The sequence below is a fragment of the Paraburkholderia sp. genome, assembly GCF_036488795.1.
Lineage (GTDB): Bacteria > Pseudomonadota > Gammaproteobacteria > Burkholderiales > Burkholderiaceae > Paraburkholderia.
This window is the reverse complement of record NZ_DASXHA010000139.1, coordinates 1-21552: the sequence shown is the minus strand read 5'-3', so window position 1 is coordinate 21552 and position 21552 is coordinate 1. Positions and strand designations below refer to the sequence as shown.

General features: G+C 63.7%; 20 protein-coding genes and 1 pseudogene. 6 read left to right on the top strand and 15 right to left on the bottom strand.

Going from position 1 to position 21552, the window contains the following annotated elements; genetic code table 11:
• Positions 1–71: 71 nt before the first annotated feature.
• Positions 72–425 carry a hypothetical protein gene (locus VGH41_RS20365; protein ID WP_331599347.1) on the bottom strand — a complete coding sequence of 118 codons (354 nt, stop codon included), beginning with the start codon at positions 423–425 and terminating at the stop codon, positions 72–74.
• Between the two features lie 425 nt (positions 426–850).
• Between VGH41_RS20365 and VGH41_RS20360 the strand changes: the two genes are divergently transcribed.
• Positions 851–1612, top strand: coding sequence for a phytanoyl-CoA dioxygenase family protein (locus tag VGH41_RS20360; protein WP_331599345.1), 762 nt, complete (start codon positions 851–853; stop codon positions 1610–1612).
• A 121-nt stretch (positions 1613–1733) separates the two neighbouring features.
• Here VGH41_RS20360 and VGH41_RS20355 read toward each other — a convergent pair whose 3' ends face one another.
• Positions 1734–1940, bottom strand: coding sequence for a DUF3185 family protein (locus VGH41_RS20355; protein ID WP_331599344.1), 207 nt, complete (start codon positions 1938–1940; stop codon positions 1734–1736).
• 215 nt (positions 1941–2155) lie between these two features.
• Here VGH41_RS20355 and mgrA point away from each other — a divergent pair, with 215 nt between their 5' ends.
• A complete protein-coding gene (mgrA, locus tag VGH41_RS20350) occupies positions 2156–3199 on the top strand; it encodes an L-glyceraldehyde 3-phosphate reductase (RefSeq protein ID WP_331599343.1) in 1044 nt (347 codons plus the stop codon).
• Between the two features lie 164 nt (positions 3200–3363).
• Complete coding sequence (locus tag VGH41_RS20345; RefSeq protein WP_331599342.1) at positions 3364–4398, top strand: fatty acid desaturase; 1035 nt, start codon at positions 3364–3366, stop codon at positions 4396–4398.
• Positions 4399–4418: 20 nt separating this feature from the next.
• Here the strand turns inward: VGH41_RS20345 and VGH41_RS20340 are convergent, their stop codons facing one another.
• Together VGH41_RS20340 and VGH41_RS20335 are read right to left on the bottom strand one after the other, a co-directional pair.
• Positions 4419–4604: a hypothetical protein gene (locus tag VGH41_RS20340; RefSeq protein ID WP_331599341.1), complete on the bottom strand. Its 186-nt coding sequence runs from the start codon at positions 4602–4604 to the stop codon at positions 4419–4421.
• A 262-nt stretch (positions 4605–4866) separates the two neighbouring features.
• Positions 4867–6135, bottom strand: a complete 1269-nt coding sequence (locus tag VGH41_RS20335; protein WP_331599340.1) for an MFS transporter — start codon at positions 6133–6135, stop codon at positions 4867–4869.
• A 462-nt stretch (positions 6136–6597) separates the two neighbouring features.
• On the opposite strand from VGH41_RS20335, the gene VGH41_RS20330 reads away from it, so the two are divergent.
• Both VGH41_RS20330 and VGH41_RS20325 read left to right on the top strand, forming a co-directional pair.
• The gene (locus VGH41_RS20330) at positions 6598–6810 is read left to right on the top strand and encodes a hypothetical protein (RefSeq protein ID WP_331599389.1); all 213 of its coding nucleotides are present in this window, start codon (positions 6598–6600) and stop codon (positions 6808–6810) included.
• A gap of 69 nt (positions 6811–6879) precedes the next feature.
• The gene (locus VGH41_RS20325) at positions 6880–7908 is read left to right on the top strand and encodes a serine/threonine protein kinase (protein ID WP_331599388.1); all 1029 of its coding nucleotides are present in this window, start codon (positions 6880–6882) and stop codon (positions 7906–7908) included.
• A 45-nt stretch (positions 7909–7953) separates the two neighbouring features.
• On the opposite strand, the gene VGH41_RS20320 is transcribed toward VGH41_RS20325, so the two are convergent.
• Positions 7954–9855: a DUF3857 and transglutaminase domain-containing protein gene (locus VGH41_RS20320; protein WP_331599339.1), complete on the bottom strand. Its 1902-nt coding sequence runs from the start codon at positions 9853–9855 to the stop codon at positions 7954–7956.
• Positions 9856–10275: 420 nt separating this feature from the next.
• Here VGH41_RS20320 and VGH41_RS20315 point away from each other — a divergent pair, with 420 nt between their 5' ends.
• On the top strand, positions 10276–11016 hold the full coding sequence (locus VGH41_RS20315) for a PepSY-associated TM helix domain-containing protein (RefSeq protein WP_331599338.1): 741 nt from the start codon (positions 10276–10278) through the stop codon (positions 11014–11016).
• Positions 11017–11099: 83 nt separating this feature from the next.
• On the opposite strand, the gene VGH41_RS20310 is transcribed toward VGH41_RS20315, so the two are convergent.
• From VGH41_RS20310 to VGH41_RS20265, 10 genes and pseudogenes are all read right to left on the bottom strand, one after another.
• A complete protein-coding gene (locus VGH41_RS20310) occupies positions 11100–11327 on the bottom strand; it encodes a helix-turn-helix domain-containing protein (RefSeq protein ID WP_414696687.1) in 228 nt (75 codons plus the stop codon).
• 157 nt (positions 11328–11484) lie between these two features.
• Positions 11485–11790, bottom strand: a pseudogene (locus VGH41_RS20305) (type II toxin-antitoxin system RelE/ParE family toxin); the annotation flags it as partial.
• 211 nt (positions 11791–12001) lie between these two features.
• Positions 12002–13024 carry an XdhC family protein gene (locus VGH41_RS20300; protein ID WP_331599335.1) on the bottom strand — a complete coding sequence of 341 codons (1023 nt, stop codon included), beginning with the start codon at positions 13022–13024 and terminating at the stop codon, positions 12002–12004.
• Entirely contained in the window at positions 12997–13596 is a 600-nt protein-coding gene (locus VGH41_RS20295; RefSeq protein ID WP_331599334.1) for a carbon monoxide dehydrogenase subunit G, read from the bottom strand. Before VGH41_RS20295 ends, VGH41_RS20300 begins: the two co-directional genes overlap by 28 nt.
• The gene (locus VGH41_RS20290) at positions 13587–14837 is read right to left on the bottom strand and encodes a VWA domain-containing protein (RefSeq protein ID WP_331599333.1); all 1251 of its coding nucleotides are present in this window, start codon (positions 14835–14837) and stop codon (positions 13587–13589) included. The genes VGH41_RS20295 and VGH41_RS20290 overlap by 10 nt, the downstream gene beginning before the upstream one ends.
• A gap of 5 nt (positions 14838–14842) precedes the next feature.
• Positions 14843–15730, bottom strand: coding sequence for a MoxR family ATPase (locus VGH41_RS20285; RefSeq protein ID WP_331599332.1), 888 nt, complete (start codon positions 15728–15730; stop codon positions 14843–14845).
• A 144-nt stretch (positions 15731–15874) separates the two neighbouring features.
• A complete protein-coding gene (locus tag VGH41_RS20280) occupies positions 15875–16672 on the bottom strand; it encodes a xanthine dehydrogenase family protein subunit M (protein ID WP_331599331.1) in 798 nt (265 codons plus the stop codon).
• 14 nt (positions 16673–16686) lie between these two features.
• Positions 16687–19068: a xanthine dehydrogenase family protein molybdopterin-binding subunit gene (locus VGH41_RS20275; RefSeq protein ID WP_331599330.1), complete on the bottom strand. Its 2382-nt coding sequence runs from the start codon at positions 19066–19068 to the stop codon at positions 16687–16689.
• A 10-nt stretch (positions 19069–19078) separates the two neighbouring features.
• Positions 19079–19591 (bottom strand): (2Fe-2S)-binding protein, encoded by a 513-nt coding sequence (locus VGH41_RS20270; RefSeq protein WP_331599329.1) that lies wholly within the window; start codon positions 19589–19591, stop codon positions 19079–19081.
• A 336-nt stretch (positions 19592–19927) separates the two neighbouring features.
• A complete protein-coding gene (locus VGH41_RS20265; RefSeq protein WP_331599328.1) occupies positions 19928–21328 on the bottom strand; it encodes an amino acid permease in 1401 nt (466 codons plus the stop codon).
• Positions 21329–21552 lie beyond the last annotated feature (224 nt).

The window sequence follows — 21552 nt, the reverse complement described above, 5'->3', positions numbered from 1 at the left end:
ACACCGCCATCGACCCGCGACGAACCGCAGCGGTGTATTTCCCGCGAACGCAGGCTACTTCTACTTCTGGCTCAGCGGCTCGCGAAGCCGAACCAGCCTTCGCAATTGGCGGCCATCCTGCGTGGACGGCGGCTCGTGCTGCGCGGTGCGGCAATGCGCGGCGCAGCCAGGGCGCGCAGCGGCGTCGGCTTGCGCAACAGTGTGCGCAGCGAGAACCGTCGGGACCCGGCCTGCGAGCGCAGCGCCGTAAAGAAAGTCTGGAACCAGGTACGGATGCCGTCGACCGGACGGGCTTCACGCCACTGCCCGGCCAGCGCGCGGGTGCGAGTGGCATGGTGGCGCAATGCGCGCATCACATGGCGGCGCGCGGGACGCGCGGCCTTCAGGGCGGCGCGGGAAAGACGGGTGCTCAGGAGAGTGTGCATGGCTTGGAGAATAGGCGGCGGGTCGCGCGGAGGAAGGTGCTGAAAAAATGAGCACCAAATGTGCCAGCGGGCGTGGTACGCAAGCCTGGTAACTGACCGGATGTGGCGGCAACGGCCTGTTCAGGCCGGGCGCACGGGGAAACAGCGGGAATTGCAATCAACATGGGTGCAGGCTACACGCGAATCGTGACGTCAGAAAGTCCGTTTTAACCCTCGCGCATAAGGGTTTTCGCGGGGAGTCGATGCATCCGGCCCCGTCAGTTATGATCGAAAGGCGTGCAGTGCCGCCCCCGAAACGGGCATGACGGCTTCGCCGAAAACTGGCGGTCACGAGCGGCACCGCAGGAAAAGCGGCGCAGCCGTTCACGCCCGTTTTACAATTCAGGATCAGCCAGCAGAAGTACTGGAAATACCCAGGAATACCCATGTCAGTCCAATCAAAGAAAGAACAAATCCAGATGTTGCGGGAGCAGGGCTTTGTCGTCGTTTCGGGACTGGTGTCGCCGGAACGCTGCGATCAAATGAAGCAGGTCGCACGGCAGCAGTTGCAGGAAGCGGCGCCGCTCGTCGAATTTGAAGCCGATCTCCAGTATCCGGGTGCGCCGGAGTCCAAGCATGCGCCCGGTGGTCACACCGTGCGGCGGCTGCTTGACGCTTACGGGCGTCATCCTGCGTTTGCGCAATGGGCCACGGCGCCGGAAATCCGCGGCTGGATGGAACTGTACTTCGGTGAAGAGCCGCGCCTGTCGCGAGCGCATCACAACTGCATGATGACCAAGCACCCCGCGTACGGCAGCTTGACCGGCTGGCATCGCGACGTGCGCTACTGGTCTTTCGAGCGGGACGATCTGGTTTCAGTATGGCTGGCCCTCGGTCCGGAGACGGTGGAAAACGGCGCGCTGTGGTTCGTGCCGCAGTCGCACAACGCGACGTTTACGTCCGACCGGTTTGATGAAGCGAAGTTTTTCCGCTCGGATCTGCCGGAAAACCAGGCGTTGATCCAGAAGGCCGTGTCGCCGGAACTCAAGCCCGGCGACGTGGTGTTCTTCCACTGCAACACGTTGCATTCGGCCGGCCAGAATCTCTCTGACGAAGTGAAGTTTTCACTCGTGTACACGTACCACGGAGCGAGCAATGTGCCGTTACCGGGTTCGCGCTCGGCGTCGAAGCCGGAAGTGGCATTCTGATCCGGTTGATGCCCGGTTGATGCCCGGTTGACGAAGCGGGCCTCGCATCTGGCCCGCCTGAACCGCATACCTGCGCCGCACGAGCTGAACACCTGCTACACGGGCATCGTACGCGGAGCGTTTAGCGCTTACCGCCCGAAGTCGCCAGCCCGATCAGCCCCGCCAGCGTGGCCACCACGCCGCCCGCAATCAGGTAAATGGCCTTGTTGCTCGGCGAACCCGTGAAAACGCGCGACACGTCGCTACTCAGCGAATGGAACGCCTGGCCGCCGAAGTACAGCAGCACCACGCCGCCAACAATCAACGCGAGCGAAATCGCTTTAGTCATAAATTTCCTCCTGTAGACAAGTCGTCGCAGTGTAGGGGAGCGCCAGCGGGCCGTCCATTTGCGTCCCGCATAATGGGCGCCTGCAATCCGTTCGACGATTCGCTAAGATAGTTGGTTCGTCTCACCCGCACTGAACCGCGCTCCGCCGCATTATAAAAATCGACACTGCGGCCGCCCGGCGACCTTTCCTTCCGTTTTCATCAGGGATTCAAGCAATGGCTTACGAAGCAGCTTCAGCACGCTATTCGGACATGCAGTACCGCGTTTGCGGCAAGTCGGGTCTTAAACTGCCGGCGCTATCGCTCGGCTTGTGGCACAACTTCGGCGATACGACGCCGCTGTCCACCCAGCGTGAAATCCTGCGCACGGCGTTTGATCTGGGCATCACGCACTTCGATCTCGCCAACAACTACGGGCCGCCGTACGGCAGCGCCGAAACCAATTTCGGGCGCCTGTTCAAGGAAGATTTCAAACCGTATCGCGACGAACTGCTGATCTCGTCGAAGGCCGGCTGGGATATGTGGCCGGGCCCGTACGGGCAGGGCGGCGGCTCGCGCAAATACGTACTCGCGAGCCTCGACCAGAGCCTGCAGCGCATGGGGCTCGAGTACGTCGATATTTTTTATTCGCATCGCTTCGACGCTGATACGCCGCTCGAAGAAACCGCCGGCGCTCTGGCCACCGCGGTGCAACAGGGCAAGGCGCTCTACGTCGGCATCTCGTCCTACTCGGCGGCCAAGACGCGCGAGATGGCGAAGCTGCTCGCCGAATACAAGGTGCCGCTGCTGATTCATCAGCCGGCGTACAACATGCTGAACCGCTGGATCGAGCATGACCTGCTGGACACGCTGGAAGATCTCGGCACGGGCAGCATCGCCTTCACGCCACTGGCGCAGGGGTTGTTGACCGGCAAGTATCTGAACGGCGTGCCTGGCGACGCCCGTGTCAACAAACCGGGCGGCGACTCGCTCAAGCAGGATCATCTGAGCGCGCAGAACATCGAGCATGTGCGCAAGCTCAACGACATCGCCCAGCGTCGCGGCCAGAGTCTCGCGCAAATGGCGCTCGCGTGGACCCTGCGCGGTGGACGCGTCACCTCGGCGCTGATCGGCGCAAGCAAGCCGGAGCAGGTTATCGAAAATGCGGGTGCGTTGAAAAACCTGGAGTTCTCGAAAGAGGAACTGGCGGAGATCGACCGCTACGCGACTGAAGGCGGCGTGAACCTGTGGGAGAAGCCGTCTACGGATCAGGCAGTCTGACCACCGGGTAGGCCTCACACGTTGCTCAGGAAAGCCGCCGTAAGGCGGCTTTCCGCTTGATGGGCGCGAGCTTTGGGCGATGCACGGTTGGCCAGGCGGACGATTCTTCCCGCTGTCACGCAGCGCTGCTAACGTCGCGGCGATATCGTCCCGGCGGAGGAAAGATGGACTCACCCGCGGCTGCCCAGGCCGAAGTGGCAACGCGTGCGACGGTGGCGGAGTGCGCGCCACCGCGTTTGGCACAACGCAAGAAGCAACGCGTCGCTATCGACGCCCGAGCCAACCTCATCCTGCTGGCCGTGGTGACGCTGGCAGCTGTGCTGCAGCTGTTCGCGTTGCCTTACCTGCTGCATCACTGGGGCGCGCCCGCGATGCTGCTGATCGCGCCTCTGGTGGTGCTGACGCCGACACACTGGGGACTGATCCACGAGGCGATTCACGGACAACTGTTTGCCAGGCGGCAGCTAAACGAAGCCGCCGCGCGCGCACTGGCGATTGCCTTCGCGCTGCCGTTCGATGCCGTACGTTTCGGACACCTGATGCATCACCGCTTTACGCGTGAGCCGTTCGATCGTCCTGATGTGCTCGATGCGACGCAGCCGCGTTGGCGTGCGCGGTTGACCTATTACGGACGCCTGCTCGGCGGCCTTTACTTCGCCGAACTCGGCTTGCCGCTGCTGGCGTGTGTGCCCGCGCGACGGGCGAGCGCGCTGGTAGCGCGCGGCGTCGGCGCGCAAGGCTCGGTCGGTGCCAACGTGCAGCGGCTCTTTGCCGGTTTTGCAGCTGATCCGAGACGCCGCGCGCGCATCCGGCGCGACGCGTTGTTGAGCATCGGGCTGTTTGCGCTTGCGTTCTATCTTTACGGTGTCTGGTGGCCGGTGCTGGCCGTGACGATGTATCTGCGAGGGGTGTGGCTCTCACTAGCAGATAATCTGCCGCATTACGGCGTGGCGCTCGAGGAACCGGGACGCGCGCGTAACTTTCGTGTGTCGCGAATATGGCAAGGTGTGCTGATGAATCATCATCTACACCGATTGCATCATCAGCATCCCACCTTGCCCTGGACGGCGCTCCCCGCGCTTGAGCGTGACCTGCACGACGCGCAGGACATAACCGGCGAATCAGGCAAATCCGCCTATTTTCGTAGCGCATTGCGTCAGTTCAAGTGGCCAGGACCGCTCGACGCGACGACGCAGTGAGGCACGTGCCGTCCGCGCAGCTAGACAAGCGCCGGCAGCCCTTCCACCAGCAGAAATGCGACTCCCACACCCATTAGCGCCCCGATCAGCCGGAACATGTTATGCCTGAGTTCCGTCTTGCAGGGTAGCGCGCCGACGAACAGCGCGCCCGCTAGCGCCATCGGAATGATCAGAACGAAGTCGGCGATAGTAAAGTAGGTCGTCATGCTCGTCTCCTTATGGTGTATTCGCGGTGTCAGCGGCGGTTTTTTTACGGGTAATAGGGCTGCCACGCTTGATCTGAGTATAGGCGACGGTACAGCTCCCGTAGGTACGGATTGCTGCGCTGCGTTGTCTATTCGCAGGCCGCTGAAGGCGCGCCGGGCGGGACTTTGCGGGCTCGTCCAGGGGCCCGCGAAGGTGTGGATGACGGTGACGCGCGCTTACATCATGCTTTCGTCGAGGGCGTGAATGCCGCCTCGTCACCGGTTATGCGGCGCCGATCCGCTCACGACCGCGCAACCACAGCGAAACGACCAACCCGAGTGTCAGCAGGACGCCGACCAGTCCGGCGACACCGTTCCACCCGTGCGCCGTCCAGAAACGCCCGCCGTACGAACCGACGACGCTCGAGCCGAGGTAATACGAGAGCAGGTACAGCGCGGCGGCCTGGCCTTTGGCTTCTTTCGCGAGCCGTCCGACCCAGCCGCTGGCCACCGCGTGACCCGCAAAAAAGCCGAACGTCACACACGCGATACCGGCGGCGATTGCCGCGATTGGATGCAGCATCGTGAGTCCAAGGCCGATCAGCATGATGACGATGCCGCCGCTCAGCACGCGTGCGCGGCCGAACGTGTCGGCCATGCGGCCCGACCACGGCGACGCGACCACGCCCGTCAGATACACGACGAAGATGCCGCCGATTGCAGTCTGGTTCAGCTGGTAGGGAGGCGCGAGCAGCCGGTAGCCGATGTAGTTGTAGAGCGTGACAAAGCTGCCCATCAGCACGAACGCCATCACGAACAACGGGGGCAAGCCTGGACGCCTGAATTGCCGTGCGAGCGCAGCCCAGTGATGCGTGAAGCCGAGACCGCGGCGCGGTACGAAGTGGCGCGACGGCGGCAACAGCGCGCGGAACGCGAGCATCGAAAGAATGCCGAGCACGCCAATCGTGCCGATGGCGACACGCCACGAAAACAGATCCGCCACGATGCCGGTGATCACCCGTCCGGCCATGCCGCCGATCGCCGTACCGCCCACATACAGCCCCATGGCGAGTCCGAGTCCGTCAGGGTGCACCTCTTCCGCGAGATAGGCCATCGCCACGGCGGGCACGCCGCCCAGCGCAAGCCCTTCGAGCGCACGCAAGAGCAGCAGCTGATGCCACTGCGGCGCCACGGACACCGCGACGGTCAGCAGCGCCGAAACGGTCAGTGAAAGGGTCATTAACCGATGGCGGCTCCAGCCCTCGGAGATGAAGCCGGCGAAGAACACCGCGAAGGCGAGCATGGCTGTCGTCAGCGAGAGCGACAGACTGCTTTGTGCGGGACTCACGTCGAACGCGGCGGAGAACGCCGGCAGCAGCGGCTGCACGCAGTAGAGCAGCGAAAAGGTGGCGTAGCCCGCGAACAGCAGCGCGACGCTGGCGCGCCAGTATGCGTGCGTGCCGCGTTCCAGATAAGGGACGCCGGAGGCCGACGCCGAGGAAGGAGGAACAGCTGATGAAGCAGTCCGGTGGGATTCCGGCGATGCGGTCACGAAACAATCTCCTTACACGATGCGAAATCCTGCACGATACCGCGAATGCGCGCGCGACGCCTCCGGGCCGGGCAAATCAGGCACGCTGCCTGCGTCGTCCATGCTGTGCCCAATCTGCATGTCCTGCATGTCGAAAAACCGCAAACGTTTGATGCAGATGATTTAATTGCAGCGCCGCGCCAGGGTTTATGATGGCTTCATCTTGATGCGTTAAAGTAGGGCCACAGGTTTTGCGTTTAGTGGGTACATGTAGAGGGAATTCGTTGAAGTGAGGGGTCATGTGCCCTTAATTTTTACTTTCCCCCCACGCGTAAAACGGCAACAATGATCTGGACCAGCGCCCCATGCGACGCGGAACGGAATCAGGTGCGCGCGCAACGTTTCAGCGAAGCGGCGCTTTTTATCATCACATCGACCGGCACGATTGTCATAAAGCCGGCTATGGGAGAACGGGGAAATATCATGCAAGTCGGTTCTATTGTCCGATCCGTGCATATCGCCGTGCCTCAAGGCGCACGCGGGATCGTCATGCGCATTCTGGGCGACATGGCGATGGTGGCCTGGTATGCCGGTGAGCCCGGCACGTCGACGCAACTCAATACGGAACCCTTTTTCCTCGAAGACCTGATCGACACGGGTGAACTCGTGCGGCCGTCCAGCGCGCAGGTGCACTGAACGTAGTGTATGCCCGGCGTGATTGCCGTCACGCTCGTCTTTGACGGCGGCGCGGCGCACAATGCGGGCATGAACGACGAAACCCAGAATCATCAGGACGGTGCCGGCGGTACCGTGCCTTTCGCCCGGCTGACGCCGGAATGTGTGCTCGACGCTATCGACAGCGTGCTGAGCACGGTGGGCGTGCGCACCGACGGGCGCATGCTGCCACTCAACAGCTACGAAAACCGCGTCTATCAGATCGGCGTGGAAGACGGTCCGCCCGTCGTCGCGAAGTTCTATCGGCCGGCGCGCTGGACCGACGAAGCGATTCTCGAAGAGCACGCATTCGTCGCGGAACTTGCCGCGCGCGAAATTCCAGCGGTCCCGGCGCGCGTTTTCGAAGGCCGCTCACTGCATACGTTCGGTGATTTTCGCTTCTCCATCTTCGAGCGGCGCGGCGGTCGTGCGCCGGATCTCGACCGGCGCGATACGCTCGAATGGCTCGGCCGTTTCATCGGACGCATTCACGCGGTCGGGCAGACGCAGGACTACACGGCGCGTCCCACGCTCGATCTGCAAACCTTCGGTTTTGAGCCGCGCGACTTTCTGCTTTCGCACCGCTTCGTGCCAGACGATGTGCGCACCGCCTGGGAAACCGTGGTGAATCTGGCGCTAGACGGCGTAGAGCGCGCGTTCGAGCGGGCTGGTGACATACGCGCCATCCGCATGCACGGCGATTGCCATCCGAGCAACGTGTTGTGGACCGACGCGGGTCCGCATTTCGTCGACTTCGACGATAGCCGCATGGGTCCGGCGGTGCAGGATCTGTGGCTGCTGCTGCCGGGCGAGCGCGGCGAGGCGTCGCGCGCGCTGACCGACCTGCTGGCGGGATACGAGGACTTCTGCGAGTTCGAGCCGCGCGAACTGCATCTGATCGAAGCGTTGCGTACGTTGCGGCTCATCCACTATCAGGCGTGGCTCGCGCGCCGTTGGGACGATCCCGCATTTCCCGCGGCGTTCCCGTGGTTCAACACTCAACGCTATTGGGAAGACCGCATCCTGGAGATGCGCGAGCAGCTTGGGGCGATGCAGGAAGGGCCGCTCTGGCCGGTTTGATGCGCGGCGCGCGGCGGTTACGGGCCGCCTCCGGCAGCAGCGCCCTTACTGCGTGAACGCCGCCACGTTCGACGGCTCGATCAGCTTCGACTTGACAATGACCTCTGCCCGCACGTCGCGTTCGACTGCTTCGATGGCCGGGCGCATGTGCGCGAAGTCGTCGGGCGTGCACACGTCGCTGTCGAAATGCGTGCTGCCGTCGCGCGTCATCGTGACGACGTTGCTCAGCGGATCGAACGTGTACTCCGAGCGGAAATCGATGTAGCGGTCCTGCGCCTGGGTTGCCTCGGGCATGTCGAGCACGCGGAAATTCGGCGGCAGCGAGATGCGCGCGCGCTCATGCAGCTCGAGGTTGCGGCACACGAATGGCTGGGTACGCTGCCGCTCGCCCAACCAGTACTGCGTATCCGCGCTGAAACCGCCGGCGAGGCTCGTCAGCGCAGGAATGGACGCCGCCGTCCCGGGCACGACGAGGCTTTCGATGGTGCCTTTCATGGTGATGGTCAGCGGGCCGTCGGTCGCGCTGAGGTCGCTCGTGGACAGGGTTGCCGTGCCGTTCAGATTCGCGCTGCGCAACTCCGCCTGGATGGATTCCTCGCGCTGCGCCGGCGTTTGCATGCGCAGCATCGCGCGCCCCTGCTCGGCTGACCAGCCGGACGCGTCGAGCCGGTATTCGAAGCTCGCGGAGCCGTCCGGCGCCACCGTGATGGACAGATCCGTACGGTGCGCCATCTCGGCGGTCGGCGGGGTCTGTGCCAGCCGGCCCTCGTTGACGAGCAGTGCGGGCCGGTTCATATCGGACGAGGGCAGGAAGCCGAAGGCCACGTTCGACGCCGTCGAATCCGCATACAACTGCAAGTCGGGCAGCCACGTAATGATGTGATTGATGACGCCGTAACCCGGCACGCTCGGCAGCGTGTAGATCGTGCCGCTGCTGATCAACGCCGGTTCATTGCGGATGCCTACGGCATCGAGCAGAGCGCCATATAGCGCGACGTGATCCTTGCAGTCGCCATAGCGGTTCGCGAGAATCGCACTCGCGCGATGCGGCACGACCGCGCCGCGTCCGACGTTGATCGCCACATAGCGCACATTGCGCCGTACCCAGTCGTAGAGTGCCTTGGCCTTCGCACGCTGCGACGTTTCGTGTGCAGTGACCGATTGCGCAAGCTGGACGAGCGCCGGGTCATGTGCGCTCGGATCCTCCGCGGACGCGCGATAGGTCGCGGCAAATGCGGCGTAATCCGCGAAGGTCGACACCATCAGCCGGTCGCCATACGACACGTACGCCACCGAGCCACGTTCGAGCCGGCTGAAATGTGCCTTGTCGTAGCGGAATTCATAGCGCGTGCGGCCGTCGTGCGTCACCGGCGACACTGCAGTGAAGCCTCGGGCATCCGAATAGAGCGGCTTGCCGGCGGGCAGGTCGTAGATCAGGCGGAAGTTGTGCGTGGGGGCGAGATCGGGCGGGGTGAAATCGCTGAATTCTCCGGCCACGATGGGCACCTTCTGCGTCTTCCGATACGTCAGGTGCACACGCGAGCCCGGCTCGACCGCCGGAAACACGATCACCTTTTCCTGGATGTCCTGAAACATCGGTGCGTCGAACGAGCGGGCTTCCTGGACGTCGCGAATCTCATCGGGCCGCACGTCGTGACGCACGCCATCTGCACCGGTCGTATAAGCCTCGATGATCTGCACGTCCGCCATGTTGCGGTTGAACCAGATGTATTGCTGCGCTACGCGGGCGACGCCGGCCTCGTTATTCACGTGCAAGGTCATGCTGTCGAGCTTGGTGTACGAACCGTCTTCGTTGACAGTGAAGGTCTGGGTTTCGCCCTCGTTCGTGTAGGGATCGTCCGGCTTGCCGGAGACGCTCGCGTTGACGGCGCATGCGCTTGCAAGGCAGCCGGCAATCGCAATACAAACGAGCAAAAAAAGGCGCATGGTGGGTTCAGGGATCCGAACGAATCGTTGACGGGTGCGTTGAAGGGTTCGCGCCACTCAGCGTCGGTTTACAGAAGCCGCTTGTCAAGCGGGCGGCGCGCATCCAGGTGCACAGACGAAATGGACGCCTGGCGCGGTGGTCCTGGTTACTGCAGTGAATCTGACGTAACAGTCCGCGATTGAGCATTTCACGCGACTATGCAATCATAGTCATTACTGTTTTGAAAGGTTTCGCCAGCCTTCTGTCACGGCCTGTTTGCCACGGTTTGCCGCGACAGCCAGCCCGCCTTTCCAGCATTGCCCGCCATTCATCGAAGTTTACCCAAACCGTTTTGTCCGACCGCAGTGCGAACGTGCGTCGCTTCGCCGCGCGCTGAGCAGGTCTTAACTTTTGATCGCCCGCTGAGCCTGGAGCTTGATTTGAACGCGCCCGAATCGATTGAACTGAACCCGGCCGGGTACACCGGCACCCAGCGCAACACCGCCTCGCCGGCAGCATCCGGCGGGTTGCTCGACGACGCTCAACAGGCCGCACGGCGCCAGCGTTCGCGGCGCGCCAGCTTCATCAAGTGGCTGCGCAAGGTGCATGGCTGGGTTGGCCTGTGGGGCGCGGTGCTCGGGCTATTGTTCGGCGTAACGGGCTTCATGCTGAATCACCGCGCCGGCCCGCTCAAAGTGCCGACGGGCGAACCGCAGGTCGAGCAGATGCAGGTGCCGTTGCCGAAGCAAAAGCTCTCCTCGCCGATGGAAATGGCGAAGTGGCTCAAAGATGAATTGAAGCTCGACGGCAAACCGGGCAAGCCGCGCCGTGAACCGGCGCACCCGGTGGCCTGGGGGGACCGCAGCACGATGCAGCCGGAGTTCTGGCAGGTTGGTATTGCCGGCCCTTCGCAGAATGTGCAGGCCGAGTATTGGGTGGGTAACGGTTATGTGTCGGTCAAGCGGACGCAGAACTCGTTTCTCGCGACCTTGAACAACCTGCATAAGGGTGTGGGACTGAGCATGGGCTGGGTGCTGCTCGTGGATACCCTCGCAGGCAGCATTATCTTGTTGTCGCTCACGGGTGTGCTGCTGTGGACCGAACTCAACAAGCGTCGCACGGTGGGCGTGGTGCTGGTGCTTGGGTCTATCACGGCAGCGGTGGCGTGCGGGCTGATGTGATTTGACGCATGCACGCCGGATGACATCACAGTGCGTGCCGGTCCCAATGCGCGGCAATCGCTTGACTGCGTGGGCCCGGTTGTCTAAGCAGGCGCGTTCCGGTCTTCACTTGCGGCTCCGAACGGGCTGATTTTTACATCGCCCTCAGGAAAGCGCGCGAGGAGGATCAGTTCGCCGCCCAACGCTTGAATGTGGTCACGCAGCGTGGAGATATACATGTCCGTTCGCTGCTCGAGTTTGGCAATGCTCGGCTGCTTCACGTTCAGCAGATTGGCCAGTTCTTCCTGAGAGAGGCCACGCGCGCGGCGCATTTCGGCGAGCGCCATTTCGACGAGCATCTGGTTTGCTCGCGCCTTCGATTCGGCTCGCGCTTCCGGGGACATTTTTGCCCGCAATTCCGAGAATTTCTTCACCATCGTTTGCTCCTTCCAGATTCAACCTCGCGAGATGCTCGCGATACAGCGCATCGGCGCGCGGGACATTCATTGCATACCAGCGTTCGTTGCCGGTCTTGTCGCCACCGAGCAGCAGAATGCCGACGCGACGTGGATCGAACGCATACAGAACACGGTACGGTCTGCCCGCATGCTGCACTCTCAATTCGCGCATGCGGCCGTATTGCGAGCCCTTGATCTGGCTGCAATATGGATAGGGCAGTTCCGGTCCGACACACTCGAGCAACGTAACTGCAGCGTCGACCGACTTCTGCTCCGCTTCCGTCAAGCCGTCCCACCACGTACCAAACAGGTCGGTGTATTCGATGTCCCATGTCATGGAATATAGCCTCCAAAGAATATTCCGTCAAAGGAATAATTTTGCGATTGCCTGCGTGTGAGGCGGACGCAGCGCCGTGCGTCACGGCATCCGCCATGCGAGCAGATTGCCCGGCTGCGAAGCAGCCGGGCATGAGGCCATGCTAGGGATTTGCGGGAGTGTTACCAGTCAGCCGAACGGCCGACGTTGGGGGCGAGAGACCAGTCCGGACCTACACGCTACAAGCCGTGCCGCCGCTGGCCGCGATTTCGCGGGCAGCCTTTGCGCCTTCCACCTGCAGCAGGGTCGGCAGCGACACGCCGTTCTTCGCCGCCGTCACTGCGGCCAGAATCGACACTGCGATTTCCGGCGGCGTCCGGCTGCCAATGTAAATGCCGACCGGCCCATGCAGCCGCGCGAGTTCGGTATCGTTCAAGTCGAATTCCTTGAGCCGCTCGCGCCGCGCGGCGTTGTTGCGTCGCGAACCCAGCGCGCCGACGTAGAAAGCCGGCGTCTTCAACGCTTCCATCAGCGCGAGGTCGTCGAGCTTCGGATCGTGCGTCAGGGCAATCACCGCGCAGCGCTCGTCGAGCTTCATGTCCAGAACGGTGTCGTCGGGCATGGTGCGCACGATCTTCGTGCCGGGCACATCCCATTCGTCGGTGTACTCTTCGCGCGGATCACACACGGTCACCTGATAATCGAGCCCCACTGCGATATGGCACAGGTAGCGCGACAACTGCCCGGCGCCGATCACGAGCATCCGGTAGCGCGGGCCGTGAATGGTCAGCAGGCGCGTTTCGTCGAAGTCGACGCCGTCGGTGGCCTGGGCAGCGTCGAGTTGCACTGCGCCCGTCACCATATCCACGCGGCGCGCAATCAGGCGGCCGTCTTCCACGGCCTCGCACAATTGCGCCATGCCGCTTGCGAGGCTCAACGGTTCGAGCACCAGCTGGATGGTGCCGCCGCACGGCAAGCCAAAGCGATGCGCCTCTTCCGCCGTGATGCCGTACTTGACCGCCTCGGGCAGCGTCTGCTCGATACCGCGCTGCCTCACGCGCTCAATCAGATCGTCTTCGATGCAGCCGCCCGACACCGATCCCACCACCAGGCCGTCGTCCCGCACCGCCAGCATTGCACCTTCAGGGCGGGGCGACGAGCCCCACGTTTTCACCACCGTCACCAGTAGCGCGCGATGTCCCTGCTCCAGCCAGCGTGCACTGGACTTCAGGACTTCGAGATCCACGCTGTCCATGATTTCTTCCTCTTCGTTTGATCCGCTGGATCCGTCTGATCTGCTGGCTCTGCCTGTTCACCGTCAGCGTCAGAATCCGCGGCCTCGGTTGATGCTGTTTCCACAGGCAACCCGGCTTCAGCTTCACCTGGGCCCGTCACCTGCGCATTGAAATTCTTGAAAAACTCACTAGCCAGCTTGCGCGCCGCGCCGTCGACGAGGCGTGAGCCGATCTGCGCCAATTTGCCGCCCACCTGCGCACTGGCCGTGTAGGAAAGTCGGGTTGCCTCGTCGCCATCCGGTTCGAGGGTCACGCGCGTGGTGCCTTTGCCGAAACCGGCCGCGCCGCCCTGACCTTCGAACACGATCGTATAGGTATGAGGTGCGTTGACATCGGTCAGTTCCATACGACCCTTGAAGCGCGCCTTGACCGGCCCGACCGACGCGCTCAGCGACACCACGTACGCATTTTCTCCGTCGGCTTCGATGCTGTCGCAGCCGGGAATCGAGGCACGCAGGACGGCCGTATCGTTCAACGCGTCCCATGTGCGCTGCTGGGACACAGGCAGCGTGTAGGTTTCGCTCAATTCCATGGCGTGACTCCTCCTGGTGTTCCGGCTGATGCGGTAGCGCGAGGGGCGCGCGTCAGTTGCGCCAGATCGCGGCCGAATGCAGCCAGGCATTCGAGATTATGAACTGGCCGGTGCGAATCGATATGGGGCAGGATCGCCGCCACGCCGCGCGCCTTTGGTGAAAAGCCGCTGTACCGCAGCAGCGGATTGAGCCAGACGATGCGGTGGGCGAAGCGGCGCAGCCGCGCCATTTCGGTTTCGAGCAGGTCAATTGCTTCGTGGTCGAGGCCGTCCGTGACGAGCAGCACGGTGGCCCTGCCGCTCAAGACGCGCCGTGCCCAGCGACGGTTGAATTCAGCCAGCGCCGGCCCGATGCGCGTGCCGCCCGACCAGTCCACCACCTGATCGGCCAGGGCGGCGATTGCCACATCGGGGTCGCGCTCGCGCAACGCGCGCGTCGCATTGGTCAGACGCGTGCCGAACAGGAATACCTGCAGGCGTTCGCGCGATTGCAACAATGCGTGGCAGAAATACAGAACGGCGCGCGAGTAAGCGCTCATCGAACCGGAGATGTCGAGCAGCAGCACCAGCGGCGGTTTGCGCTCGGTTACGGCGCGGTACTTCCAGACGGTCCAGTCGCCGCCTGAGCGAACCGCGTGGCGCGCGCTCGCGCGCAGATCGGCGTGCGTGCCGTGCGATGCGGTCTTGAGCCGCCGCGTCGGCTCGGTGGCGAGCGGCAGACGCTGACCGCGGATCACGTGGCGCAGCGTGCGCCATTCGTCGGCGCTCAGCGTGTCGAAATCACGGTGACGCAGCCGCTCTTCCGCGCTGAAGGTGACGTGCGCGCGCAGTTCGTGCTGCTCGGTTTCGGGGGTGGCACGCGCGCCGCGCGAAGCGGGCTGACGCGCCGCGAGCGCGTCGGCGAGCCGGTTGTTGCGTTTGGGCGGCGGCAGGCCGTTACGGACCTTGGGCAACAGCAGCGCGCGCAGCTTGCCTTCCCAGTCGGGATCGCGCCAGAACAGGTTGAACGCGGCATCGAACAGCTCGCGTTCGTCGGGCGCGGAGACCAGCAACGTGGCGAGTGCGGCGCGCACATCGTCGCGTCGGTCGAGATCGATCCAGTGCAAGGCGGCGATGGCATCCACCGCTTGCGAAGGTGTCATCGGCAAACCCGCGCCGCGCAACACCCGCACGAAATGCACGACATTGCGGGCCAGTGTGGGCGCGCTCTCGGGGGAGGGCTGCGGCGGAATGGCGCGCATCGTCATCATTCCGGCAGCGTCAGACACTGTGCGATCTGCGCGGCGTCGACTCGCGCCAGATCGTCCTGATACTTCAGCAGCACGCCGAGCGTGTTTTGTACCGACTGCGGATCGAGTTCCGTGACGCTCAAGGCAGCGAGCGCGCGGCACCAGTCGATCGTTTCCGCAATCCCCGGAGCCTTGAACAGATCCATGCCGCGCAACCGATGCACGAAATCGACGGCGCGGCGCTGCAATTCCTCGCTGGTTTCCGGGGCCCGCGCGGCCACGATCGCCAGTTCGCGATCCCGCTCCGGATAGTCGATCCATTGGTACAGACAGCGGCGTTTCAATGCGTCGTGGACTTCGCGCGTGCGGTTCGACGTCATCACGACGAGCGGCGGCTGATCGGCGCGGACCGTGCCGTACTCGGGAATCGACACCTGGAAGTCCGACAGAAGTTCGAGCAGGAAGGCTTCGAACGGCTCGTCGGCGCGGTCTATTTCGTCAATCAGCAGCACGCGCCGGGCGCCGGGATTTTTTTCGTCGGGCATCAGTGCCTGCAGTAACGGGCGCTTGAGCAGGAATTCGCTGCGATAAAGCGTGTCGTTGCCCGGCCGCTCGCCGGCGGCTTCCGCGAGGCGCAGCGCCATGATCTGACGTGGATAGTCCCACTCGTAGAGGGCACTGGCCGTGTCGAGTCCCTCGTAGCACTGCAGACGCAGCATCGAAGTACCGAGCATGCCTGCCGCGGCCTTGGCCAGTTCGGTTTTGCCGACGCCCGGCTCGCCTTCGACGAACAACGGCCGCTCCATGCGCAACGCGAGATACAGCGCGGTCGCCAGTTCGCGGTTCGCGAAATAGCCTTGAGCGGCGAGTGCGGCAAGGGTGTCGTCGATTGAAGCGGGCTGCATGATTCTCCTCGCGCACGGGCTCTGACGCGGCCTGCTGTGGCCAGGCGAGGCCTGGCCACGCAAGGCCGGCTGCACTAAAACCAGGCGGCCCGGACGCGCCGGGCCACGTGTTGCATCCAGCGCGCTGCTGCGTGAGCGTCGGGCTCAGCCGTTGGCCGTGGCCACGGCGCGCGCCGCGAGCACCGGAATCAGATGCGCGCGATACTCGGCGCTCGCGTGCATATCGGTGTTCAGCTCATCGGCGGAAATGCTGACCGCACGCGCCGCCGCGGGCGAGAAATCTGCCGTGAGCGCCGTCTCCAGATCCGTCGCGCGAAATACTGACGAACCCGCTCCGGTCACCGCGACGCGCACGCCATCCGCGTGTTTTGCGACGAACACGCCGACGAGCGCGAAGTGCGAGGCCGGATTGCGGAATTTTTCGTAGGCCGAGCGCTCGGCGAGCGGAAACTCCACGGCGGTGATCAGTTCGTCGGGCGCGAGCGCGGTTTCGTACATGCCCACGAAGAAGTCGTCCGCCTTGATGCGGCGCCGGTCCGTGACGACGGTTGCGCCCAACGCCATCACCGCGGCTGGATAGCATGCCGCCGGATCGTTGTTGGCGAGCGAGCCGCCGATCGTGCCGAGCGCGCGCACCTGGCGGTCGCCAATATGCGCGGCCAACCCGGCAAGCCCCGGCAATACGCGCTGGATCTCCGGGTGATCCGCGACATCCGCGTGGCACACGGCCGCGCCGATGCTGACGGTTTGCGCGTCGACGCGAATCTCCTTGAGCGCGGCAATGCGCGTGACGTCGATCAGCTTGGAAGGCTGCGCGAGACGCAGACGCATGGTCGGCAGCAGGCTTTGGCCGCCTGCGAGGAATTTGGCGTCGCTGTCGCCGGCGAGCGCTGCAACCGCCGCTTTCGGGTCGGCCGCACGTTGATAGTCGAATGCGTACATGTCGGCTGCTCCGTTCAAGGTTGTTGGGCGGCGCGGATTGCGGACCACACGCGATGCGGCGTGGCAGGCATCTGCAGATCCGTCACGCCGAGCGGCGCGAGGGCGTCGATGATCGCGTTGATCACCGCCGGCGGCGAGCCGATCGCGCCCGCTTCGCCGCAGCCCTTCACGCCGAGGGGATTGTGCGTACACGGCGTGCCCTTGGCGGTTTCCACGGTGAAGCTGGGCAGATCCGAAGCGCGTGGCATCGCGTAGTCCATGTACGAGCCGGACAGCAACTGGCCGCTGTCGTTGTCGTACACGCAGCGCTCGAGCATGGCCTGACCGATCCCTTGCCCCAGGCCGCCATGCACCTGACCCTCGACGATCATCGGATTGATGACGTTGCCGAAATCGTCGACCGCGGTGAACTGCTGGATGCGGCACTCGCCGGTGTCGGTGTCCACTTCCACTTCGCAGATGTAGGCGCCGGACGGATAGGTGAAGTTGGTCGGATCGTAGAACGCGCTTTCGTCGAGGCCCGGTTCGAGCTTGTCGAGCGGATAGTTGTGCGGCACGTACGCGGCGAGCGAGATATCCGCGAAGGCCCTGGTTCGATCCGTGCCGGCCACGCGGAACACGCCATCCTTGAACTCGATGTCTTCCGCCGCCGCCTCCAGCAGATGCGCGGCGATCTTCTTCGCTTTGGCTTCGATCTTGTCGAGCGCCTTCATGATGGCCGAGCCGCCCACCGATATCGAGCGGGAGCCATACGTGCCCATGCCGAATGGAATGCGCCCGGTGTCGCCGTGCACGATCTCGACATTCGCAAGCGGAATGCCGAGCCGGTCCGCGACCACCTGCGCGAAGGTGGTCTCGTGTCCTTGCCCATGGCTATGCGAGCCGGTGAATACGGTCACGGAGCCGGTTGGATGGACACGCACTTCGCCTGCCTCGAACAGGCCCGCACGCGCGCCAAGCGCGCCGGCGATGTTCGACGGCGCGAGGCCGCACGCTTCGATGTAGCAGGAATAACCGAGTCCGCGCCGCTTGCCGTTCTTTTCGGATTCCTGCCGACGCGCGGCGAATCCTTTGACGTCGGCGAGTTCGAGTGCACGGGCGAGGATGGGTTCGTAGTCGCCGGTGTCATACGTGAGGCCAACCGGCGTCGCATACGGGAAGCTGCGAATGAAGTTGCGGCGGCGGATCTCCGCGGGATCGAGTTTCATCTCGCGCGCCGCCGTTTCGACCAGCCGCTCCACCACATAGGTGGCTTCGGGCCGACCGGCGCCGCGATAGGCATCGACGGGGACCGTGTTGGTGAAGACCGCCTTGACTTCGGCGTAGATGGCGGGCGTGGCGTACTGACCAGCCAGCAGCGTCGCGTAGAGGATGGTCGGCACGCTCGAAGCAAACGTCGACAGGTACGCACCCATGTTGGCGATGGTGTGCACGCGCATGGCGAGGAACTTGCCGTCGGCGTCCATGGCCAGTTCGGCTTTGGTTACGTGATCGCGGCCGTGCGCATCCGAGACGAACGCCTCCGAACGTTCGGCCGTCCATTTCACCGGCCGGCGGATTTTCTTCGACGCCCAGGTGAGCGCCACGTCCTCGGCATACAGAAAGATCTTCGAGCCGAAGCCGCCGCCGACATCCGGCGCAATCACGCGCAGCTTCGATTCGGGCAAGGACAGCACGAAGGCGGCCATCAACAGCCGCTCGACGTGTGGGTTCTGGTTCGCCACGTACACCGTGTAGCTGTCGTCCTGCGGCGACCAGCTTGCATTCACCGCACGCGGTTCGATGGCGTTCGGGATCAGGCGGTTGTTGACGATATCGAGCGTCGTCACGTGTGCGGCTTTGGCGAAAGCGGCGTCGGTCGCCGCCTTGTCGCCGTGGCCCCATGTGTAGCAGACATTGTCGGGCACCTCGTCATGCACCGCGGGCTGGCCGGCGTCGGCGGCGTGCGCGGTGTCCACGACGGCGGGCAGCACGTCGTAATCCACTTCGATCAGCTCGGCGGCGTCTTTTGCGGCCTTGACCGAGTCGGCGATCACGAGCGCCACCTGGTCCCCCACATGGCGGGCCTTGGTGTGGGCGATGACCGGATGCGGCGGCTCGTTCATCGGCTTGCCGTCGACGCTATGAATCAGCCAGCCGCATGGCAGGCCGCCCACGTGGTCGGCGGCCATATCCGCGCCGGTGAAAACTGCCACTACGCCGGGCGACTGCTTTGCCGCGGCCGTATCGACGCTTTTGATCCGTGCATGCGCGTACGGCGAGCGCAGGAACACGGCGTAGGTTTGCTGCGGGAGCACGACATCGTCGGTGTACTGACCATTGCCGGTCAGGAAACGGTAGTCTTCCTTGCGCTGGACGGAAGCGCCAATCAGCGGATGCGGGTCGGGTGCGTTCATCGTCGTCTCCTCAGGCGGTCGCGCCGGCAGTTGCCAGGGTAGCGGCGCCGGAGTCGGCTTTCATGCCGGCAGCGCCTTCGAGCACGGCTTTGACGATGTTGTGATACCCCGTACAGCGACACAGATTGCCGTCGAGCTGGGCACGAACGTCTGCTTCGGTGAGATCAGGCTGGCGCTGGACGAGCGAGGTCGCGCTCATCACCATCCCGGGTGTGCAGAACCCGCACTGCAGTCCGTGGCAGGCGCGAAACGCGGCTTGCATGGGATGCAGCTCGCCGTCTTTGGCGAGACCCTCGATGGTCATGATCTGAGCACCTTCCGCTTGCACGGCGAGGATATTGCACGATTTGATCGCGCGTCCGTTCAGATGGACCGTGCACGCTCCGCACTGCGCGGTGTCGCAGCCAATGTGCGTGCCGGTGAGTCGAAGTTGCTCGCGGAGGAACTGGACAAGCAGGGTGTGCGGTTCGATTGCGGCGGTAACGGGCGCGCCGTTCACCGTCAGACTGATGCTGATCGCCATGAACTGTCTCCTTTGTCGACCGGAGTTGGCGCTTTAGCGCTTACTCTGGTCGCATGCAACTTGGTTGCTAGGGGGATCAAGACCGGCGCGGGCCCAATTTCACTACCTTCTGCCTGCCTGCTGGGGGCTCGCTTCGGTTTGTGCTTTTTATGGTTCCAGCGAAAAGTAAAGCACAAATCGGGGACGGCTGCTATTCGGGGAAATTGGCCGAGGGATGGGCGTGGGGGGGCACGCTGCGTGAGCAGCGTGCCTTTTTTGGAGGAAAGCGTACGGAAGGCCAGTGCCCGGCGTTCAGCTTGACGCCTGGCGCCGCTCAGCAACCCTCAGTCGCTTTTCTCACTGCCCGCCATGCGCGAGCTTCGAATGTCGCCGCGAGTAGCCAAAGTAGATCACCATGCCGATCAGCAGCCAGATCACGAACGCGACCCACGTGATCAGTTGCAGGTTGACCATCAGGAACAGGCACGAAGCCACCGCGAGCACCGGCACGACCGGCACGCCCGGGCAGCGGAAGGCGCGCGGCAACTCCGGATGCGTTTTGCGCAGGACCAGCACGGCAATCGAGACCATCGAAAAAGCCGCCAGCGTGCCGATATTGATCAGTTCGGCGAGCACGTTGAGCGGCACCAGCGCGCCGATCAGCCCGAAGAAAATGCCGACCAGCCAGGTGGTGAGGAACGGCGTCGCAAAACGCGGATGTACGCGTGACAGCCTGGCGGGCAGCAGCCCGTCGCGCGACATGGCGAAGATCACCCGCGTCTGGCCGTAGGCCATCACCAGAATCACGGTGAGCATGCCGAGCACCGCGCCCAGATCGATGAAGCCGGCGACCCATTTCTCGCCCGCCACTTGCAGCGCGTACGACACCGGGTGCGAGATGCTGGCGAATTGCGCCGACGGCACGATGCCCGTCACGACGGCCGCGACCGCCACATACAGCACCGCGCACACGCCGAGCGACGCGATGATGCCGATCGGCAGATCGCGCTTCGGATTTTTCACCTCTTCCGCCGCCGACGAAACCGAATCGAAACCGATAAACGCGAAGAACATCACTGCCGCCGCGCCGAACACGCCGCTCCAGCCGTTCGGCATGAACGGATGCCAGTTGGCCGGCGTCACATGAAAGACGCCTACGCCGATCACCAGCAACACGACGATCACCTTGATCGCGACCATGATGTTGTTGATGCGCGCGGACTCGCGGATGCCGACCGACAGCAGCGCCGTGATCGCCATCATCACGAGGAAGGCGGGCAGGTTGAAGAAAGTCTCATGGCCGGGCAGCGCGCCCGGCGCAGCCGACAGCGCCACCGGCAATGCGATGCCGAAGCCCGACAGCAACGATTGCAGATAGCCCGACCAGCCGACTGACACCGCGGACGTGGCAAGCCCGTATTCGAGCATCAGGTCCCAGCCGATGATCCACGCGGCCAGTTCGCCGAGCGTCGCATACGAATAGGTGTAGATCGAGCCGGCGACCGGAATGGTCGACGCGAACTCGGCGTAGGCCAGCGCCGCAAAACCGCAGGCGACAGCCGCAATGAGGAACGAGAGCATCAGCGCCGGGCCGGCCTGAACCGCGCCGGTGCCGGTCAGGACGAAAATGCCGGTGCCGATGATGGCGCCGACCCCGAGGAACGTGAGGTCGAGCGCGCCGAGGGCCTTCTTCAGGCCAGCGCCGCGAGCACTGGCCGCGAGCATATGCTCGACGCTTTTCTTGCGAAACAGGGACATTGGCGTGGGCCTCCGGTAATGCACGCATCTTGCGCGCCGAATGTCGGGAAACCCAGCATTTTAGCGGATGCGCGACCCGGCCCCGTGGCTGGACGGCAAGGACCGGCGCGGCTCTGCGGACAAACATAACCAGGATAAAGGGCTTTTCAGTCACGACGAAGCTTACCGCTCAGTAATGGAGCATGGCTTTTCGCGACAGTGGCCGGCTTGGGCGGGAATTGCTT

What these genes read in the sequence shown, in the direction of transcription:
- VGH41_RS20365 (WP_331599347.1), bottom strand. Translation starts at nt 425, where the DNA reads ATGCACACTCTCCTGAGCACCCGTCTTTCCCGCGCCGCCCTGAAGGCC.
- VGH41_RS20360 (WP_331599345.1), top strand. Translation starts at nt 851, where the DNA reads ATGTCAGTCCAATCAAAGAAAGAACAAATCCAGATGTTGCGGGAGCAG.
- VGH41_RS20355 (WP_331599344.1), bottom strand. Translation starts at nt 1,940, where the DNA reads ATGACTAAAGCGATTTCGCTCGCGTTGATTGTTGGCGGCGTGGTGCTG.
- mgrA (WP_331599343.1), top strand. Translation starts at nt 2,156, where the DNA reads ATGGCTTACGAAGCAGCTTCAGCACGCTATTCGGACATGCAGTACCGC.
- VGH41_RS20345 (WP_331599342.1), top strand. Translation starts at nt 3,364, where the DNA reads ATGGACTCACCCGCGGCTGCCCAGGCCGAAGTGGCAACGCGTGCGACG.
- VGH41_RS20340 (WP_331599341.1), bottom strand. Translation starts at nt 4,604, where the DNA reads ATGACGACCTACTTTACTATCGCCGACTTCGTTCTGATCATTCCGATG.
- VGH41_RS20330 (WP_331599389.1), top strand. Translation starts at nt 6,598, where the DNA reads ATGCAAGTCGGTTCTATTGTCCGATCCGTGCATATCGCCGTGCCTCAA.
- VGH41_RS20325 (WP_331599388.1), top strand. Translation starts at nt 6,880, where the DNA reads ATGAACGACGAAACCCAGAATCATCAGGACGGTGCCGGCGGTACCGTG.
- VGH41_RS20320 (WP_331599339.1), bottom strand. Translation starts at nt 9,855, where the DNA reads ATGCGCCTTTTTTTGCTCGTTTGTATTGCGATTGCCGGCTGCCTTGCA.
- VGH41_RS20310 (WP_414696687.1), bottom strand. Translation starts at nt 11,327, where the DNA reads ATGCGCCGCGCGCGTGGCCTCTCTCAGGAAGAACTGGCCAATCTGCTG.
- VGH41_RS20300 (WP_331599335.1), bottom strand. Translation starts at nt 13,024, where the DNA reads ATGGACAGCGTGGATCTCGAAGTCCTGAAGTCCAGTGCACGCTGGCTG.
- VGH41_RS20295 (WP_331599334.1), bottom strand. Translation starts at nt 13,596, where the DNA reads ATGGAATTGAGCGAAACCTACACGCTGCCTGTGTCCCAGCAGCGCACA.
- VGH41_RS20290 (WP_331599333.1), bottom strand. Translation starts at nt 14,837, where the DNA reads ATGCGCGCCATTCCGCCGCAGCCCTCCCCCGAGAGCGCGCCCACACTG.
- VGH41_RS20285 (WP_331599332.1), bottom strand. Translation starts at nt 15,730, where the DNA reads ATGCAGCCCGCTTCAATCGACGACACCCTTGCCGCACTCGCCGCTCAA.
- VGH41_RS20280 (WP_331599331.1), bottom strand. Translation starts at nt 16,672, where the DNA reads ATGTACGCATTCGACTATCAACGTGCGGCCGACCCGAAAGCGGCGGTT.
- VGH41_RS20275 (WP_331599330.1), bottom strand. Translation starts at nt 19,068, where the DNA reads ATGAACGCACCCGACCCGCATCCGCTGATTGGCGCTTCCGTCCAGCGC.
- VGH41_RS20270 (WP_331599329.1), bottom strand. Translation starts at nt 19,591, where the DNA reads ATGGCGATCAGCATCAGTCTGACGGTGAACGGCGCGCCCGTTACCGCC.
- VGH41_RS20265 (WP_331599328.1), bottom strand. Translation starts at nt 21,328, where the DNA reads ATGTCCCTGTTTCGCAAGAAAAGCGTCGAGCATATGCTCGCGGCCAGT.